At 71.8% G+C, this 15,140-nt stretch carries 21 protein-coding genes; 12 read left to right on the top strand and 9 right to left on the bottom strand.

Features of this window, described 5'->3' with window-relative positions:
• From VGN18_RS17915 to dnaB, 6 genes are all read left to right on the top strand, one after another.
• A partial coding sequence (locus VGN18_RS17915) for a hypothetical protein (protein ID WP_327541084.1) occupies window positions 1-201 on the top strand: 201 nt, incomplete at its 5' end.
• Window positions 202-455: 254 nt separating this feature from the next.
• Complete coding sequence (rpsF, locus tag VGN18_RS17910; RefSeq protein ID WP_327541083.1) at window positions 456-746, top strand: 30S ribosomal protein S6; 291 nt, start codon at window positions 456-458, stop codon at window positions 744-746.
• Between the two features lie 2 nt (window positions 747-748).
• Window positions 749-1,258 carry a single-stranded DNA-binding protein gene (locus VGN18_RS17905; protein ID WP_327541082.1) on the top strand — a complete coding sequence of 170 codons (510 nt, stop codon included), beginning with the start codon at window positions 749-751 and terminating at the stop codon, window positions 1,256-1,258.
• Window positions 1,259-1,355: 97 nt separating this feature from the next.
• Complete coding sequence (gene rpsR / locus VGN18_RS17900) at window positions 1,356-1,592, top strand: 30S ribosomal protein S18 (RefSeq protein WP_327541081.1); 237 nt, start codon at window positions 1,356-1,358, stop codon at window positions 1,590-1,592.
• A 14-nt stretch (window positions 1,593-1,606) separates the two neighbouring features.
• On the top strand, window positions 1,607-2,053 hold the full coding sequence (gene rplI, locus VGN18_RS17895) for a 50S ribosomal protein L9 (protein ID WP_327541080.1): 447 nt from the start codon (window positions 1,607-1,609) through the stop codon (window positions 2,051-2,053).
• A gap of 415 nt (window positions 2,054-2,468) precedes the next feature.
• Entirely contained in the window at window positions 2,469-3,860 is a 1,392-nt protein-coding gene (gene dnaB, locus VGN18_RS17890; RefSeq protein WP_327541079.1) for a replicative DNA helicase, read from the top strand.
• Between the two features lie 15 nt (window positions 3,861-3,875).
• Here the strand turns inward: dnaB and VGN18_RS17885 are convergent, their stop codons facing one another.
• From VGN18_RS17885 to VGN18_RS17870, 4 genes are read right to left on the bottom strand one after another with little or no spacing between them, the layout of a single operon-like run.
• Entirely contained in the window at window positions 3,876-4,592 is a 717-nt protein-coding gene (locus tag VGN18_RS17885) for a glycosyltransferase family 2 protein (RefSeq protein ID WP_327541078.1), read from the bottom strand.
• Window positions 4,593-4,602: 10 nt separating this feature from the next.
• Window positions 4,603-5,091, bottom strand: a complete 489-nt coding sequence (locus tag VGN18_RS17880; RefSeq protein WP_327541077.1) for a hypothetical protein — start codon at window positions 5,089-5,091, stop codon at window positions 4,603-4,605.
• Entirely contained in the window at window positions 5,088-5,723 is a 636-nt protein-coding gene (locus VGN18_RS17875) for a response regulator transcription factor (RefSeq protein WP_327541076.1), read from the bottom strand. The genes VGN18_RS17880 and VGN18_RS17875 overlap by 4 nt, the downstream gene beginning before the upstream one ends.
• Window positions 5,720-7,042 carry a sensor histidine kinase gene (locus tag VGN18_RS17870; protein ID WP_327541075.1) on the bottom strand — a complete coding sequence of 441 codons (1,323 nt, stop codon included), beginning with the start codon at window positions 7,040-7,042 and terminating at the stop codon, window positions 5,720-5,722. The genes VGN18_RS17875 and VGN18_RS17870 overlap by 4 nt, the downstream gene beginning before the upstream one ends.
• A gap of 105 nt (window positions 7,043-7,147) precedes the next feature.
• On the opposite strand from VGN18_RS17870, the gene VGN18_RS17865 reads away from it, so the two are divergent.
• The gene (locus VGN18_RS17865; protein ID WP_327541074.1) at window positions 7,148-7,390 is read left to right on the top strand and encodes a hypothetical protein; all 243 of its coding nucleotides are present in this window, start codon (window positions 7,148-7,150) and stop codon (window positions 7,388-7,390) included.
• A gap of 26 nt (window positions 7,391-7,416) precedes the next feature.
• Complete coding sequence (locus VGN18_RS17860; protein WP_327541073.1) at window positions 7,417-8,220, top strand: putative protein N(5)-glutamine methyltransferase; 804 nt, start codon at window positions 7,417-7,419, stop codon at window positions 8,218-8,220.
• On the opposite strand, the gene VGN18_RS17855 is transcribed toward VGN18_RS17860, so the two are convergent.
• The 3 genes from VGN18_RS17855 to VGN18_RS17845 all read right to left on the bottom strand — a co-directional run bounded on the left by VGN18_RS17855 (window position 8,189) and on the right by VGN18_RS17845 (window position 10,909).
• Window positions 8,189-9,097 (bottom strand): GAF domain-containing protein, encoded by a 909-nt coding sequence (locus tag VGN18_RS17855; protein ID WP_327541072.1) that lies wholly within the window; start codon window positions 9,095-9,097, stop codon window positions 8,189-8,191. The two genes, VGN18_RS17860 and VGN18_RS17855, sit on opposite strands and share 32 nt — an antisense overlap.
• Window positions 9,055-10,278: a histidine kinase gene (locus tag VGN18_RS17850; protein WP_327541071.1), complete on the bottom strand. Its 1,224-nt coding sequence runs from the start codon at window positions 10,276-10,278 to the stop codon at window positions 9,055-9,057. Before VGN18_RS17850 ends, VGN18_RS17855 begins: the two co-directional genes overlap by 43 nt.
• Window positions 10,279-10,438: 160 nt before the next feature.
• A complete protein-coding gene (locus VGN18_RS17845; RefSeq protein ID WP_327541070.1) occupies window positions 10,439-10,909 on the bottom strand; it encodes a tRNA (cytidine(34)-2'-O)-methyltransferase in 471 nt (156 codons plus the stop codon).
• Between the two features lie 60 nt (window positions 10,910-10,969).
• On the opposite strand from VGN18_RS17845, the gene VGN18_RS17840 reads away from it, so the two are divergent.
• Window positions 10,970-12,016, top strand: coding sequence for a hypothetical protein (locus VGN18_RS17840; RefSeq protein WP_327541069.1), 1,047 nt, complete (start codon window positions 10,970-10,972; stop codon window positions 12,014-12,016).
• On the opposite strand, the gene VGN18_RS17835 is transcribed toward VGN18_RS17840, so the two are convergent.
• Window positions 12,013-12,381 carry a helix-turn-helix domain-containing protein gene (locus tag VGN18_RS17835; protein WP_327541068.1) on the bottom strand — a complete coding sequence of 123 codons (369 nt, stop codon included), beginning with the start codon at window positions 12,379-12,381 and terminating at the stop codon, window positions 12,013-12,015. The genes VGN18_RS17840 and VGN18_RS17835 overlap by 4 nt on opposite strands.
• Window positions 12,382-12,489: 108 nt before the next feature.
• Between VGN18_RS17835 and VGN18_RS17830 the strand changes: the two genes are divergently transcribed.
• Window positions 12,490-13,140, top strand: a complete 651-nt coding sequence (locus tag VGN18_RS17830; protein ID WP_327541067.1) for an FMN-dependent NADH-azoreductase — start codon at window positions 12,490-12,492, stop codon at window positions 13,138-13,140.
• Between the two features lie 72 nt (window positions 13,141-13,212).
• Here the strand turns inward: VGN18_RS17830 and VGN18_RS17825 are convergent, their stop codons facing one another.
• Window positions 13,213-13,914, bottom strand: a complete 702-nt coding sequence (locus tag VGN18_RS17825) for a hypothetical protein (RefSeq protein ID WP_327541066.1) — start codon at window positions 13,912-13,914, stop codon at window positions 13,213-13,215.
• Between the two features lie 151 nt (window positions 13,915-14,065).
• On the opposite strand from VGN18_RS17825, the gene VGN18_RS17820 reads away from it, so the two are divergent.
• Window positions 14,066-14,749 (top strand): hypothetical protein, encoded by a 684-nt coding sequence (locus VGN18_RS17820; RefSeq protein WP_327541065.1) that lies wholly within the window; start codon window positions 14,066-14,068, stop codon window positions 14,747-14,749.
• Window positions 14,750-14,795: 46 nt separating this feature from the next.
• The coding region (locus VGN18_RS17815; protein WP_327541064.1) for a PLD nuclease N-terminal domain-containing protein at window positions 14,796-15,140 on the top strand (345 nt) is incomplete at its 3' end.

Here is a 15,140-nt window from a genome sequence, read left to right as displayed (position 1 = left end):
CCGTCGGCCAAGCCGTCGTCGGTCGTCACGCAGGACAGCACCGGCAAGAACAAGACGATCGACCTCGCCTCGGCCGACAAGTCGCCGTCGGGCCAGCTGCCGGTCATCCTCGCGATCCTCGCGATCATCGCCCTGGCCATGGTTGCCGGCACGTACGCCCGGCTCTACCTGATCCGCCGGAGCACGCCGCCGGCCGCCTGATCGCAGCGCTCGTCGAGGGCCGTCACCGCAGTCCGGTGGCGGCCCTCGCGCATCCCCGCCCCCGCGATTTCGGGTTCGCGGCGGCGTCCGGGTACTCTGACGAGGTTCGTCTGCCCGCTCCGTCCACGTCGTGGCCGGTCCCGGGACCGCCGCGTAATCCCGAGTGCTCAGTGGCACCCGGTGCCGGCGGCGGCGAACACCTCCTGCCGCGGACCGTCCGCGGCCGACCAGTCCACAGGAGGAACGGCACACTCATGCGCCATTACGAAGTCATGGTCATCCTCGACCCCACCCTCGAAGAGCGGACGATCGCTCCGTCCCTCGACGCCTTCCTCTCCGTCGTGAAGAACGACGGCGGCAGCGTCGAGAAGGTCGACGTGTGGGGCCGGCGCCGGATGGCCTACGAGATCAACAAGCACGTCGAGGGCATCTACGCCGTCGTCGACCTGCAGGCCAACCCGTCGGCCGTCCAGGAGCTGGACCGCCAGCTCAACCTCAACGAGTCGGTGCTCCGGACCAAGGTCCTGCGCCCGGACCAGCGGTAGTCGTGGCCGGCGAAACCGTCATCACCGTCGTCGGGAACCTGACGGCCGACCCCGAGCTGCGTTTCACGCCGTCCGGTGCCGCCGTCGCCTCGTTCACGATCGCGAGCACGCCGCGCACGTTCGACCGCAACTCGAACGAGTGGAAGGACGGCGAGGCCCTGTTCCTGCGCTGCTCCATCTGGCGCCAGGCCGCCGAGAACGTCGCCGAGTCGCTCACCCGCGGCATGCGCGTCGTCGCCCAGGGCCGGCTCAAGCAGCGCAGCTACGAGACCCGCGAGGGCGAGAAGCGCACGGTCGTCGAGATGGAGGTCGAGGAAGTCGGCCCGTCTCTGAAGTACGCGACGGCCAAGGTCAACCGCACCCAGCGCGGTTCGTCGTCGGGCGGCGGCTACGGCTCGTCCGGCAGCGACTCGGGCGGCGGCGCCGGCAACAGCGGCGGCGGCGGCAACGACGACCCGTGGGGCTCCGCGCCCGCATCGGGCGGCGGCTTCAGCGACGAGCCCCCCTTCTAACCAGCCTTCCTCGGCGACCTTCATGCCGGCCCGGCGTCCTGACGCCGTCGCAGCATGAAGATCGACTCAGATCTCAGACCAGACGGAGACATCAGCAATGCCCAAGCCACCGATTCGCAAGCCCAAGAAGAAGTCGAACCCGCTCGCCGCGGCGAAGATCACCTACATCGACTACAAGGACACGAACCTCCTGCGCAAGTTCATCTCCGACCGCGGCAAGATCCGCGCCCGTCGCGTCACCGGCGTCTCGGCCCAGCAGCAGCGGCAGATCGCCAAGGCGATCAAGAACGCCCGCGAGATGGCGCTGCTGCCGTACACCTCGACCGCTCGCTGAGCAGGGAGAACACCGTGAAGCTCATCCTCACCCGTGAGGTCGCGGGCCTCGGCCTGGCCGGCGACATCGTCGCGGTCGCCGACGGCTACGGCCGCAACTTCCTCGTGCCCCGCGGCGCGGCCATCCTGTGGTCGAAGGGCGCCGAGAAGCAGATCACCCAGATCAAGCGTTCGCGCGACGCCCGGGAGATCCGCGACCTCGGCCACGCCCGCGAGATCAAGTCCGACCTCGAGAAGCTGTCGGTCTCGCTGGACGCCCGCGCCGGCAAGGACGGTCGTCTGTTCGGCTCGATCACGACGTCCGACGTCGCCTCGGCGGTCAAGGACGCCGGCGGACCTACCCTGGACCGCAAGCGGATCCAGATCGACGGCCACATCAAGACGACCGGCACGCACACCGTGACGGTCGACCTGCACCCCGACGTCGTCGCGTCGATCCCGGTGACCGTGAAGGCCGTCTGAGGCCAGCACCTCGATCATCCGGAACGGCCCGGCCGCTGCGCACACGCGCAGTGACCGGGCCGTTTCGCTGTTCTCACACTGTCCGACGGTTTCCTGAGAACGCCGCCTGCCGAAGGACGTCAAAAATACTTGTGTCCACATCTCGCGGAGCCACGCAGGCCCCGCCGGCACGGCTCCGGATGCGCTTTCGGATGTCCTGTCCACACAGTTGTCCACCGGTTGTGAACAGCCTGTCCGGCGTTTCCCACAGGGTCACCCACAGCGACGTCCACAGGACGATTTGGCGTGTCCCGTGGCCTGGTCCTAGCGTCGCAGATTGCCGCCCCTCATCGCGCGCCGAACGGAAATTGTCAGATCCGTTCGGTACTCGTTGTGCGTGCGGGTGGTGGAGGCGAGTACGGGAGGGTCTGCGTCGATGACGCTGGTGAACGACGCGCGGGGAGCCACTGGGCCCTCGACGCAGGGCGGCGAGTTCGATCGCACCCCACCCCAGGCCATCGAGGCCGAGCAGTCGGTGCTCGGCGCGATGATGCTGTCCAAGGACGCGATCGCCGACGTCGTCGAGGTCATCCGCCCGGGCGACTTCTACCGCCCGGCCCACCAGCTCGTGTACGACGCCGTCCTGGACCTCTACGCGCGCGGGGAGCCCGCCGACGCCGTCACGGTCTCGGCCGAGCTCACCCGTGGTGGCCAGCTGTCCCGCGTCGGGGGCGCGCCCTACCTGCACACCCTGATCTCGATGGTGCCGACGGCGGCCAACGCCGCCTACTACGCCGCCATCGTCGCCGACCGGGCCACCCTGCGCCGCCTGGTGACCGCCGGCACCCGCATCGTGCAGATGGGCTACGACGCGTCGTCGGGCAACAACGATGTCGTCGGCAGCATCGACGACGTCGTCGACCGGGCCCAGGTCGAGATCTACGACGTCACCGAGCGGCGGACGTCGGAGGACTACGTCCACATCGAGACGCTGTTGCAGCCCACCCTCGACGAGATCGAGAAGATCTCGGCCACCGGCGGCATCGGCACCGGCATCCCCACCGGCTTCCAGCAGCTCGACGAGATCACCAACGGCCTGCACCCCGGCCAGATGATCACCGTGGCCGGGCGCCCCGGCTCTGGCAAATCCACGCTCGCCCTGGATTTCGCGCGCTCGGCCGCGATCAAGAACCAGAAGCCGACGGCCGTGTTCAGCCTCGAGATGGGCAAGCTCGAGATCATGATGCGGCTCTTCTCGGCCGAGGCCGGGGTGGCGCTGGGCAACATGCGCTCGGGGCACATGAACGACCAGGACTGGCGCCGGCTCGCGCTGCGCTCGTCCGAGCTGGCCGAGGCGCCGCTGTTCATCGACGACTCGCCCAACCTCACGATGATGGAGATCCGGGCCAAGGCGCGCCGGCTGCGGCAGCGGCAGGATCTCCAGCTCATCGTCATCGACTACCTGCAGCTGATGACGAGCGGCAAGCGCGTCGAATCGCGCCAGCAGGAGGTCTCGGAGTTCAGCCGCGCGATCAAGCTGCTGGCCAAGGAGCTCGAGGTGCCGGTCATCGCGCTGTCGCAGCTGAACCGTGGCTCGGAGCAGCGCACCGACAAGAAGCCGATGCTCTCCGACCTTCGTGAATCGGGCTCCATCGAGCAGGACTCCGACCTCGTGCTGATGGTGCACCGCCCCGACCTCTACGAACCCGAGACCGAGCGCGCCGGCGAGGCCGACATCATCATCGCCAAGCACCGCAACGGGCCGACGGCCACCGTGGCCGTCGCGTTCCAGGGCCGGTACAGCCGCTTCGCCGACATGCCCAGCTGAGCGAGCTCGCGCCCGTCAGGCGACCGGATCGCAGAGCGCGCGGATCAGCGCGACGCGGGCGGCCGTGGCGGCGGCGTCGTTGTGCCAGGCCGACGCGGTGATCGAGTCGGGTCGCCGGCGGTAGAACGTGACCGGCCGGTCGAGGTACCAGCCGGGTTCGTGCTGCGACACCTGCAGCAGCAGGGCCGTGTCCTCGCTCGAGGGCAACGGCGGGTAGCCGTTGTAGCGGCGGAAGACGTCGGTGCGCATGGCGAGCGACGTCGGGTGGGCCAGCCCGCGGTGCCCGCGGGCGAGCCAGCCGCGGTAGAGGACGCCGGGCTCGATCGGACCGGCGGGCAGCAGGTCGGCGAACGGGACGCGCGCGTCGTCGAGCACGTCGACGACCGGGCCGACCGCGTAGGCCACGGACTCGTGCGTGAACACCTCGACCGTCCGCTCGAGCACGCCGGCGTCGGCGAGCCAGTCGTCGGCGTCGAGGTTGCGGAGCAGGTCGGCGTCCAGCCGGGCCACGGCCCGATTACGGGCCTCGGCCGGGCCGGTCCGAAGGTCGGAGTTGAGCCAGCTGATCCGCGGATCGACGTCGGCCCAGGAGCGGGCCGACTCGGTCGGGCCGTCCTCGGCGATGACGAGCTGCCAGTCGGTGAGCGTCTGCGCGCGCAGGCTGTCGACGAGGGTCGGCAGGAACCGGCTGTCGGCGGCCGCCACCGCGGTGATGACGCCGATGCGGGCCACGAGCGGGATCCTACGACTCGGCGAGCCGCTTCAGGTTGAGCAGCTGGCGGCGGGCCATGACGAGGTCGCCGACCGACAGGAAGGGGGCCGCCCCGCGGCGTCCGCCCATGACGAGCTTGAGCAGCAGCCGGGCGCCGTCGCCGTCGGGCACGACGACGTAGGACATCACCGCGCCCATGATCCGCGCAGTGAGCTGCTCGCCGGGGGTCACCGACAGCACACGGCCGAGCGGACGCCCGGCGGTGGCGGTGAACGGATCGCCCACGACCGGCTCCGGGAGGCCGCGCAGCTCGCGCGGGGAGCGGCGGCCGAGGTTGTCGATCCAGTCGTAGGAGTACGGCGCCAGCCGGATCTGCGCGACCCACGGCCACACCCGCGACGGCGGCGCGGCGACATCCACCCCGCGCCAGGCCTGCAGCACCGGCGCGGTGACGAACTCGTCGCACGGGTAGGTCCGCCCGAGCTCGGCGGCGGTCACGCCCCACCGGTCGCCGATCACGGTGTCACCGTAGGGCCGAGGTTGTCCTTCGCCCACAGCGCGGCCGACGTGCGGTCGGCGACGCCGATCCGGTCGAACACGCGGGTCAGGTGCGCCTTCACCGTGCGCTCGGCGATGCCGAGACGGCTCGCGATCTGGCGGTTGGACAGCCCACCGGCGACGAGGCGCAGCACCTCGACCTCGCGCGCGCTGAGGTCGGGCGACCGCAGGGCCGGTCGCCGGCGGGCATCGAGCAGGGCCCGGGCCGCCCGCGGGTCGAGCGGCACGCCCCCGGCCGCCGCGGCGCGGATCGCCTCGAGCAGGTCGAGCGGGTCGGCGTGCTTGAGCAGGTAGCCGGCCGCGCCGGCGTCGAGGGCGTCCATGACGTTGCGGTCGTCGGCCATCGACGTCAGCACGACCACGCGCGCGTCCGGGGCGTCGGCGAGGATCGCGCGCGTGGCGCCCACGCCGTCGAGCACCGGCATGCGGAGGTCCATGAGGACGAGATCCGGACGCTGCTCCCGGTAGCGCTCGACCGCCTCCGCACCGTCGGCCGCTGTCGCGCACACGGTCATGTCGCCGGCGGTGGCGAGCAGCTGCTCGAGGCCGCTACGCACGATGGGGTGGTCGTCGGCGAGCAGGATGCGGATCATCGCGGCAGCTCCACGGTCAGGGTGGTGCCGTCCCCGGGTCGGGACGAGACCGCCAACCGGCCACCTGCGCCGCTGACAAGACCGTCGAGCGTGAGCAGCCCGACGTGACCCTCGCGCCGGGCCGTCCGGGTCGCCGCCTCGTCGAAGCCGCGGCCGTCGTCGCGCACCTCGAGGACGTAGCGCTGCGCCGTCGCGCGGACGCTCACCCGGATCGAGCGCGCGCCCGCGTGCGCCGCGACGTTGCGCACGCCTTCCTGCGCCGCGCGGTACAGCAGGCGGGCGGTGGCGTCGGGCGGCTCGTGTTCCAGTGTCACGTCGAGGGACGTGCGGACGCCGCGGTCGGTCGCGCGAGCGAGCAGGTCGCCCAGCGCGGCGTGCAGGGTGAGGTCGGCGAAGTCGGGTGGGTAGAGGTCGACGACGAGCAGCCGCAGGCCCTCGATGCTGCGCCGCACCGCCTCGGCCGAGCGGTCGAGGTCCGCGGGCTCGACCCGGCCGCGCCGCGCCGCCGCCTGCAGGTGCAGCGCAACCCCGGTCAGCTCCTGCACCACACCATCGTGCAGGTCGGCCGCGATGTGGCGGCGCTCGACGTCGGAGGCCTGCAGGGTGCGCCGCAGCAGCGTCTCCCGCTCGCGCATCCGTACCTGCAACCGGCGGGCCAGCGACCACGCCAGCGGCAGCTGCACGAGCTCGAGCACGATCAGCGCGCCCAGGGTGATGGGGGCGAAGTTGCGCCAGAGCCGCCGGCCGCTCGCGTCGACCATGTCGTACTTGAAGTAGGTCTCGAACAGCAGCGGCGTGCCGTCGGAGGCGGTGATCGGCAGGTACACCTCGAGCAGCTTGCGTTGTGACCGCTCGTACCGGTTCTCCGGCTTCCGCAGATCGCTGATGTCGGCCTCGATGCGGCCGGTGCCGAAGGCCGCCTGCTCGTCGGCGCCGAGGCGGTAGGTCTGCCCGATCAACCGCTGCTCGTCGGAGTAGAGGATCGTGCCGGCCCGGGTCCAGATCTTCACCCGGACGAGGGACGAGCTCAGCACGGCCGAGCGCACGACCCGATCGACCTGCCCGAGCGCGGCGGTGTCGCCGGTGCGCACCCCGGCCGCCAGCACCGGCCGGACGACCCGTTGCGCCGTCAGCGTGGTCTCGCGCGCCGCGGCGATCGCCTCCCGCGTGCCGATGCGGCTCGCCGCCAGCCCGGTCGTCACCCCGACGACGATCAGGGCGACGATGCCGGCGACGGTGAACTGGGCGACGAGCCGAGCGACGAGGTGCTTCGACCCGCGCGGCTCGGGCGGCGTCGGATGCGCGGCCGTGTCGTCCATCGGATGGACTGTAGTCACGGTGATCGAACCGGCGCGGCGTGACAAGTCGGGCAACGGCGTGGGTAGGACGGTCAAGATCCGCACCGGTCGACGAATGGGGACACGATGCCCGAAGCTCAGGACAAGGCCGAGGTGGACGCCGCCGGATCGGACGACGCCGCGCAGAGGGCCGAGGAATCCGAGCACGAGCAGGAGTACGTCGACCGCGCGAACCTCGACTTCGACCCCGACGACGGCCTGTACACCGGTACTGCGGTCAACGGCGGCACCAAGATCCCCGGACCGCACGACCAGGTCGACGACGTCGAGCCGGGCGACGAGGACGAGGAGCAGGTCGCCGACGAGTAGCACTCGGCCCCGGTAGCCTGCGGCGGATGCCCGTCACCCGACCGTCTCTCGACACCGTCGTCGCCCGCCTCCGCGCGGCCGGCTGCGTGTTCGCCGAGGACGAGGCCGAACTGCTGCTCGCAACGGCGACCACCCCGGAGCAGCTCGACGCCATGCTCGCGGCCCGGGCCGACGAGGGCCGCCCGCTCGAGGTGGTGCTCGGCTGGGCCGAATTCTGCGGGCTGCGGATCCTGGTCGACCCCGGTGTCTTCGTGCCACGGCGCCGCAGCGAGTTGCTCGTGCGCGAGGCCGCGGCCCGTACCCGTCCCGGCGCGGTCGTCGTCGATCTGTGTTGCGGCACGGCCGCGATCGGGCTGGCCGTAGCCGCCGTCTCGGGCCCGGTCGACCTCGTCGCCGCCGACCTCGCGCCCGCCGCCGTCGCCTGCGCGCGGCGCAACGTCGGCGGGCGCGGCCGGGTCTTCGCCGGTGACCTGTACGCCGCCCTGCCGGCCGAGCTCCGCGGCCGCGTCGACGTGCTCGTGGTGAACGCGCCCTACGTGCCGACCGACGAGATCCGCCTGATGCCGCCGGAGGCCCGCGACCACGAGCCCCGGATCACCCTGGACGGCGGCCCCGACGGTCTCGACGTGCAGCGCCGGATCGTGGCCGGCGCGGGTGACTGGCTCGCCCCCGACGGCCACCTGCTGATCGAGACCAGCGCGGCCCAGGCGCCGACGACCGCCACGGTGTTCGCGGCGCACGGCTTCCGGGCCCAGGAGCGGACCGACGACGACCTCGAGGCGACCGTCGTGATCGGCGTCAGCGGCCGGCCGGGAGCGGTGGCCGGCTGATCCCGGCCACACCGCAGAGATCGAGGGCAAGATCGAGCGCGAGCGCCCCGTGGGTCGCCAGCGTCATGGCCAGCTCCTCGTCCTCGACGGTGAACGGGCCGCGATCGGCGAACCGGGCCAGGCTGATCGCCCCGTGCACGCCGGTGGCTCCGCGCAGCGGCACGACCAGGGCCGGGCCGATCCGGTTCGTCCCGAGGGTCCTCCCGACCGACGGGTTCGCCCGGACATCGTCGACCCGTAGCGCCACGCCGGAGGACAGCACGTGATCGGCCAGCGTGCCGGCGCTCGGCAGGCGCCGCCCGCGCGGGTCGGCGTCACGGGGGAACCCGCGGGTCCGCACGACCTGCAGCTGCTCGTCGTCCTCCTCGACGATCAGCGCGACGCAGTCGGCGTCGACGAGTTCGCCGAGCGCCGTCGCCGTCTCGGTGAGCGGGTCGGAGCGGCCGTCGGTGGCGGCCCGGCCGACGCGCCGCATCGCCGTCATCAGCTGGGCCTGCCGGGTCGGCGCCGGCGCGCGGGGGCTCGCGGAGGTCAGCGGCACCTGCCACTCCACCGTCGTCCCGTGCGGCTCGGTCGGTCGCCAGCGGCACGTGCCGCCGAGCTGCTCGGCCCGGTCCCGCAGGTTGCGCAACCCGCTGGTCGACACCACGGCCGGGTCGAGGCCCTGGCCGTCGTCGCTGACGGTCAGGACGACGGCCGCGGGGGTGACCTCGATTTCGATGCGCAGGTGCGTGGCCCGGGCGTGCCGCACCGCGTTCGAGACGGCCTCCCGCAGGACGGCCAGCAGGTGAGCGCAGACCGGTTCGGGCAGCGTGTCGAGGTCACCCCGCAACCTCACCTCGGGCGGGGACGGCAGGACGGTCGCAGCACCCGCCATGATCTCGTCGATCGTCGCGGCCGGCCCACCGGCGTTCGGGGCCGCCGGAGCGCGAAGATCGTGCCGCGCAGCTCCCGCATGGCGTCGTCGATGCCGTCGATCGCCGACTCGACGACCGCCGGCTCGAGCGAGCGGCCGGCATCGGCGTCCAGCGTGAGGGCCACCGCGTAGAGGCGTTGGATGACGAGGTCGTGCACGTCGGCGGCGATGCGCTCCCGGTCGCGCAGCAACGCGCTGAGCCCGCGCTCGGTGTCGAGCTGGGCCGCGCGCTCGGCGACCCGCTTCTCGAGATCGACGTTGACCACCTGCAGCGCGGCCAGCGCAGCGGCCCGCCTCTCATCGCTGGCCCGCAGCTGCCAGGCGGTGTACCCAGTGGTGCCCACCAGCAGCGCCATGGCCGACACCGTCGTGATGGCCAGGCCGAGGTCGGTGCCGTACAGCCCGGCCTCCTGACCCAGCAGGCTCAGGTAGCCGACCGACGGGATGATCACCAGCGCCACCGGCAGCACCCGTCGCATGAGCACCGCCCCGGCGTCGTCGCCGTCGAGCAGCCACACCGCGAAGCCGCCGGGCACCGTCAGCAGCAGCGCGCACCCCAGCAGGAGGAGCGCGGTGGCGGTGGGCAGCGCCATCGTCGACTGGCGGCCGATCGAGTACAGCGACGGCGCCCGGTAGAGGTAGCCGAGCAGCGCCAGCAGCGCCGTCGCGACGACCCCCGAGGCCAGCAGCTCGACCACGCGGCCGAAGCGGCGGTCGCGGAGCGACACGAGCCGTCCCGCGGCGAGGGTCAGCAGGGCGACCGCGGTCGAGACCGCCATCCGGGCGGCGTGCGGGCCGCCACTCGCCGGGGCGGCGAACCACTCGTCGATACCTCGGCCGACACCGAGCAACACCTCGCCGATGGTCACCGCCGCGATCGATCCGGCCAGGACCGCGGTGAGGCGGATGACGGCCGGAGGGCCCAACCAGGTGAGCGCCAGCAGGAGGAGCGCGACCGCGGTGTTGGGTTTCGTGCTGGTCCCGCCCCCGACCCGGGTGGCCCAGCCGAGGTCGACGGTCCACCCGAGCAGGACGACGAGGGCCAGGATCGCCACGCCCCCGGCGACGATCCGGGCGGCGGTCACCAGGCGCGCGGTGGCGGAGAGGGGTTCGGTGGGCGGGATCGCCACGATGGAGTGCATCGGCACCGCTTCGCAGAGTGGGAGACCCGGCCGGCACCGGATCCGTCGCCCGGGGGTTGCGGTCGCGACGTGAAATCGAGGCTAAATCGGGCGGCAAGGCCGGTCAACGTTGTCCGAGCATTCCTTGAGGGAATCGGCCGGACAAAGTCGACCGATCGGCTCAGACCGTCGTGTCACCCGCGAAGCCGTGCTGGCGCCAGGCCTCGTACAGCGCGATCGACGCCGAGTTGGCCAGGTTCAGCGAGCGCCGACCGGGCAGCATCGGAATGCGCAACCGCTCGGTGATGTTCGGGTCGGCCAGCACCTCGGGCGGGAAGCCGGTGGGCTCGCCCCCGAACATCAGCACGTCGCCCGGGCGGAACGCGATGTCGGTGTAGGTCGTCGACGCGTGCGAGGTGAACGCGAACACCCGGGCCGGCAGGAGGGCCGTCCACAAGTGCGCGAGATCGGGGTGCACGGTGAGCGTCGCGAGATCGTGGTAGTCCAGCCCGGCCCGGCGCAGGTTGGCGTCGTCGAGGGTGAAGCCGAGCGGCTCGACGAGGTGCAGGTGCGCCCCCGTGACCGCCGCCAGCCGGATTGCGTTGCCGGTGTTGGGCGGGATTCGGGGCTCGACGAAGACGACGTGGAACACACGTCACCTTAGGACGCCTCGACGCGCGGGCGCGCCCGGACCGATGACAGAGTGGCCACCATGAGCCCCGCCGCCGACGATGTCGCCCGCCGCCTGCTCGATGCGCAGGTGGAGTTCGTGCTCGCCGAACTGACCGGAGACCGGTTGCGCGAGAACATCGCCCGCGACGTCGACGACGTGCTGGCCGTGGCGTCGGCGCTCGTCGTCGCCGAGGTCGTCGACGCCGAGCAGGTGAAGGCCACCGCGCGTCGTCTGGTCGACCGCATCGGCGGTTCGCCGATGGTCGAGGACCTCGTCGGCGCTGTCTCCGATGCCCTGTACGACCTGACGGCCAGCGAGCAGTACGACCTCGGCGCGGTGATCGCCCGCGAGCCGGTCGAGGCGCTCGTGGCCAAGGTGCTCAGCATGCACACGCTGCACGACCGCGCGCTGGAGCGCCTGACCGAGAGCCCGCTGGTCGCGACTGTGGCCTCGAAGTTCGTCACCAAGATCGTCTCCGACTTCATGCAGCAGAACCGGGCCCGGGCCGAGAAGCTGCCGGGCATGTCGTCGCTGCTCTCCCTCGGCGCGGGCGCCGCGTCCAAGGTCAAGGGCGCAACCGACAAGCATCTTGACCAGTTTCTCGGCGACGCGGTCGGCAAGGGGGCCCAGTACGGTCTGCGTCGCACGAACAACGCCATCCGCGAGCTCATCCGCGACGCCCCGCTGCAGGCCGCGGCGATGGAGGTCTGGGACCTGCACGCCGACGAGCCGATCAGCGGCCTGCGCGAGTACCTGAGCCAACAGGACCTGCGCGAGCTCGCCGTCCTCGTGCACGAGATCGTCGTGACGGCGCTGGCCACCGAGTACACCGGGCATCTGATCGACGAGTGCATCGACGTCTTCTTCGCCCGCTACGGCGACCGGGACGTGGCCTCGCTGCTGCCCGAACTCGGCCTCACCCGCGACGACCTCGTCGAGGACCTGCGCACGTTCGCCCCGCCGATCATCGAGGCGGCCAAGGCCGACGGCGTGCTGGCCGGGCACATCCGCGCGCGCCTCGCGCCGTTCTTCAGCTCGCCCGAGGTGGCGGCGATCCTGTCCCGCCCGTCGCCGAAGAGGGCCTAGCAGCCACCGCCCGACTCGAGGTGCTTCCCGGCCCACGCCGCCAGCTGGCCCAGGATGGGCTCGAGCGCCGCCCCGGACGATGTCAGCTCGTAACGCACGCCCGGCGGCCGGGCGTCGGTGACGGTGCGCCGCACGAGTCCGGCTCCGGCGAGCTCGGTGAGCCGGTCCGAGAGCACCGAGTCGGTGATCGACCCGACCCCGCGACGCAGGTCGGCGAAGCCGAGCGCTCCGCCGCCGAGCACACCGAGAATGACGCCGTTCCAGCGCTTGCCGAGCAGGCCGAACGCCGACCCGAGGCTCGCCTCGCAGGCCGGGACGGCCGCCGGGTCGTGCCCCGGCGGCGCCGCTTCCGTCGCCTTCGCCACGGCTCCACTCTACGATCGCTCGCCAGAGGGAATGCCGCTAGCCATTTCCTAGTTGGTAGGTGCAAGCACGTAACACGCCGTATGCGTGCACCAGCTCCGGAGGCCACCATGTCCCTGTTCCGCCTCGATGCCAGTATCCGCACCGCCGGCTCGCACAGCCGCGAGATCGCCGATCTCGTCGAGCAGGAGTGGCGCGCCGCCCACCCCGGCGACCCGGTCGTTCGCCGCCACGTCGGCACCGAACCGGTCCCGAGCACGGCCTGGGCGACCGCCGTCAACGCCTCGTTCACGCCCGAGGCCGACCGCACCCCCGAGCAGCGCGAGGCCACCGCCCTGGCCGCAGCCGAGGTCGACCGTCTCGTCGCCGCCGACGCCCTGCTCTTCGCCGTGCCGCTCTACAACTTCGGCGTCTCGCAGCACTTCAAGACCTGGGTCGATCTCGTGGTCACCGACCCGCGCATGGCCGCCGCCACGACGCCGGCCATCGCCGGCAAGCCCGCCGTGCTCGCCACCGTGCGCGGCGGCAACTACTCCGAGGGCACCCCGCGCGAAGGCTGGGACCACGCGACGGGCTGGATGCGCCGCATCCTCGAGGACGTCTGGCAGCTCGACCTGCGCGTCGTCGAGCGCGAGTTCACCCTGGTCGGCGTGAACCCGGCCCTCGACCAGTTCAAGGACGTCGCCGATCAGCTCGCCGAGCAGGCCCGCGAACTGGCGCGCCACCACGGCCGCGAGCTCGCAGGGCGCAGCGCCGCCTGATCCCTCCGCTTCTCCCCCGGCGCAGTCAGAGTTCGGCGCGAAAAATGACTGCGTCGGGGAGGAAGCACCTCGTCAGCAGCCGTCACCGCCTGGCGCCGGTGCGACGTCGCCCGGACCGCTCTGCGTTGCCCGCCACCACAGGTCGTCGATGTCCGAGGTGAACGGCGCCGAGTACGACGTGTACTCGAAGCAGCCGCCTTGATGCCAACCGCCAATCAGGCCGTCGACGTAACCGTGGTTGAGCCACGGGCTGCCGCTACTGCCCCCGACGAAACCGTGGCAGTTGAACGCGGGGTAGCCGTTCGCGTAGTACACGGTCGTCGTGCACTCGATCGGGTCGTCGTTGATGCCGTTGTTGTAGGCCACGTCGGTGATCTTCCATTTGCTGCCCGGCGCCAGGCCGAGGCTGTTCGCGCCGGTGATGTCCTGGATGCCGAGCAGGTTGCCGTGGTGCCACTGCCGGCGGATGCGCAGGAATGCGTAGTCGTAGTGCGGGTCCTGCCCGTCGAGCCACTGCGACGGCAGGTAGGCCGACATCACCGTCCAGACACCGTAGGGCGTCTTGCCCCGGTCGTAGCCCGGCGCGAACAGCCAGCCGTTCGGATCGCCGTCGAGGCAGTGCGCCGCAGTGATCAGCAGGTTGTGGCCGGGGCTCGCGACGACGCTGGCCGTGCACGAGTGCCGGCTGCTCGTTCCGTTGCGGAACAGCGCGCCGACCGTCGGATTGCCGCTGAACGAGGTGGCGGTCGGCGTCCCCGGCGGAGCCGAAGCCACAGCCGAGCCGGCGCCGAACGCGCACAGTAGAAGAACAGCAGAAACACAAGTAATCACCCGTCGCACGGGGTAACACTGTTCCCTATCGAAGTGCTGCCCGGTAGACCGTCAGCCGTTTGACTTGCTCGAACGCGCGTTCGACAATGGACGGATGCTCGACGTGGCGATCCGCAAGGCCGACGGCACGACCGCCGTCGACCTCGGCCGCCGGGCTGCTCCCCCGCTTCCGGTGCATCCGGCGCTGGCCGAGGTGCTGCCGAGCGGGCTGCGCAGGGGCAGCACGGTCGCTGTCAGCGGGTCGATCTCGCTGCTGCTCGCCACGCTCGGCGCGGCTTCGGCGCGAGGCGCGTGGTGCGCGCTGGTCGGGTTCCCGCGCATCAGCGCCGAGGCGGCCGCCGAGTACGGCATCGATCTGTCCCGGCTGGCGATCATCCCGGCACCGGGAACGTCCTGGACGACGGCGGTCGGTGCACTGCTCGACGCACTCGACGTCGTCGCGGCCCGTCCGCCCCGGCTCGTGCCCGGCGACGTGCGACGTCTGGCCGCCCGGGCCCGCACCCGCGAAGCGGTGCTCATGCCCTTCGTCGACCGCCGCAGTGGCGAGTGGCCCGGCGCCGACGTGCGACTGCGCGTCGAGGCCGGACAGTGGTCGGGCATCGGCGACGGCACCGGACGGCTACGCGCCAGGCGGGTCGAGGTGCACGCCGACGGACGCGGCCAGGCCGCCCGTCCGCGCTCGGCGACGCTGTGGCTTCCGTGCGACGGCGGCGGCATCGCCCCCGCCGAACCGGCCGCGCGTGCCCCGATAGCCCCCGTGATCGAACTCGCCGGCTGACGCGTCATCGGGTGCGATCGGCGCCCTGATCTGCCACTATTCCGGCGTGATCTTCGCCGACGGCACCCTCGCTCTCGTCATGCTCGCGGTGTGGATCTTCTGCATCATCGACGTGATCACCACGCCGGAACAGGACGTGCGCAACCTGCCCAAGCTGGCCTGGTTGTTCATCGTGATCATCCTGGCCGACATCGGCTCGATCGTCTGGCTCATCGCCGGCCGCAACTGGGGACCGCGCACAGGGACGTACCGCAGCGCGACCGCGGCCGGAAAGAGCTATCCCGAGTACGACCACCCCGGGCGCGCCGTGCCGGCCAATCCGGACGACGACGAAGCCTTCCTCAAGCACGTGCGCGAGCGAGCCGAGGCACAGCGCCGCGAGTATCAGGAG

It is taken from the genome of Jatrophihabitans sp., assembly GCF_036000465.1.
GTDB lineage: Bacteria > Actinomycetota > Actinomycetes > Mycobacteriales > Jatrophihabitantaceae > Jatrophihabitans.
This window is presented reverse-complemented; position numbering and strand designations above follow the sequence as displayed.

What these genes read in the sequence shown, in the direction of transcription:
- VGN18_RS17875 (WP_327541076.1), bottom strand. Translation starts at nt 5,723, where the DNA reads ATGATCCGCATCCTGCTCGCCGACGACCACCCCATCGTGCGTAGCGGC.
- VGN18_RS17850 (WP_327541071.1), bottom strand. Translation starts at nt 10,278, where the DNA reads ATGCACTCCATCGTGGCGATCCCGCCCACCGAACCCCTCTCCGCCACC.
- VGN18_RS17865 (WP_327541074.1), top strand. Translation starts at nt 7,148, where the DNA reads ATGCCCGAAGCTCAGGACAAGGCCGAGGTGGACGCCGCCGGATCGGAC.
- VGN18_RS17855 (WP_327541072.1), bottom strand. Translation starts at nt 9,097, where the DNA reads ATGGCGGGTGCTGCGACCGTCCTGCCGTCCCCGCCCGAGGTGAGGTTG.
- VGN18_RS17830 (WP_327541067.1), top strand. Translation starts at nt 12,490, where the DNA reads ATGTCCCTGTTCCGCCTCGATGCCAGTATCCGCACCGCCGGCTCGCAC.
- dnaB (WP_327541079.1), top strand. Translation starts at nt 2,469, where the DNA reads ATGACGCTGGTGAACGACGCGCGGGGAGCCACTGGGCCCTCGACGCAG.
- VGN18_RS17870 (WP_327541075.1), bottom strand. Translation starts at nt 7,042, where the DNA reads ATGGACGACACGGCCGCGCATCCGACGCCGCCCGAGCCGCGCGGGTCG.
- rpsF (WP_327541083.1), top strand. Translation starts at nt 456, where the DNA reads ATGCGCCATTACGAAGTCATGGTCATCCTCGACCCCACCCTCGAAGAG.
- rpsR (WP_327541081.1), top strand. Translation starts at nt 1,356, where the DNA reads ATGCCCAAGCCACCGATTCGCAAGCCCAAGAAGAAGTCGAACCCGCTC.
- VGN18_RS17840 (WP_327541069.1), top strand. Translation starts at nt 10,970, where the DNA reads ATGAGCCCCGCCGCCGACGATGTCGCCCGCCGCCTGCTCGATGCGCAG.
- VGN18_RS17860 (WP_327541073.1), top strand. Translation starts at nt 7,417, where the DNA reads ATGCCCGTCACCCGACCGTCTCTCGACACCGTCGTCGCCCGCCTCCGC.
- VGN18_RS17820 (WP_327541065.1), top strand. Translation starts at nt 14,066, where the DNA reads ATGCTCGACGTGGCGATCCGCAAGGCCGACGGCACGACCGCCGTCGAC.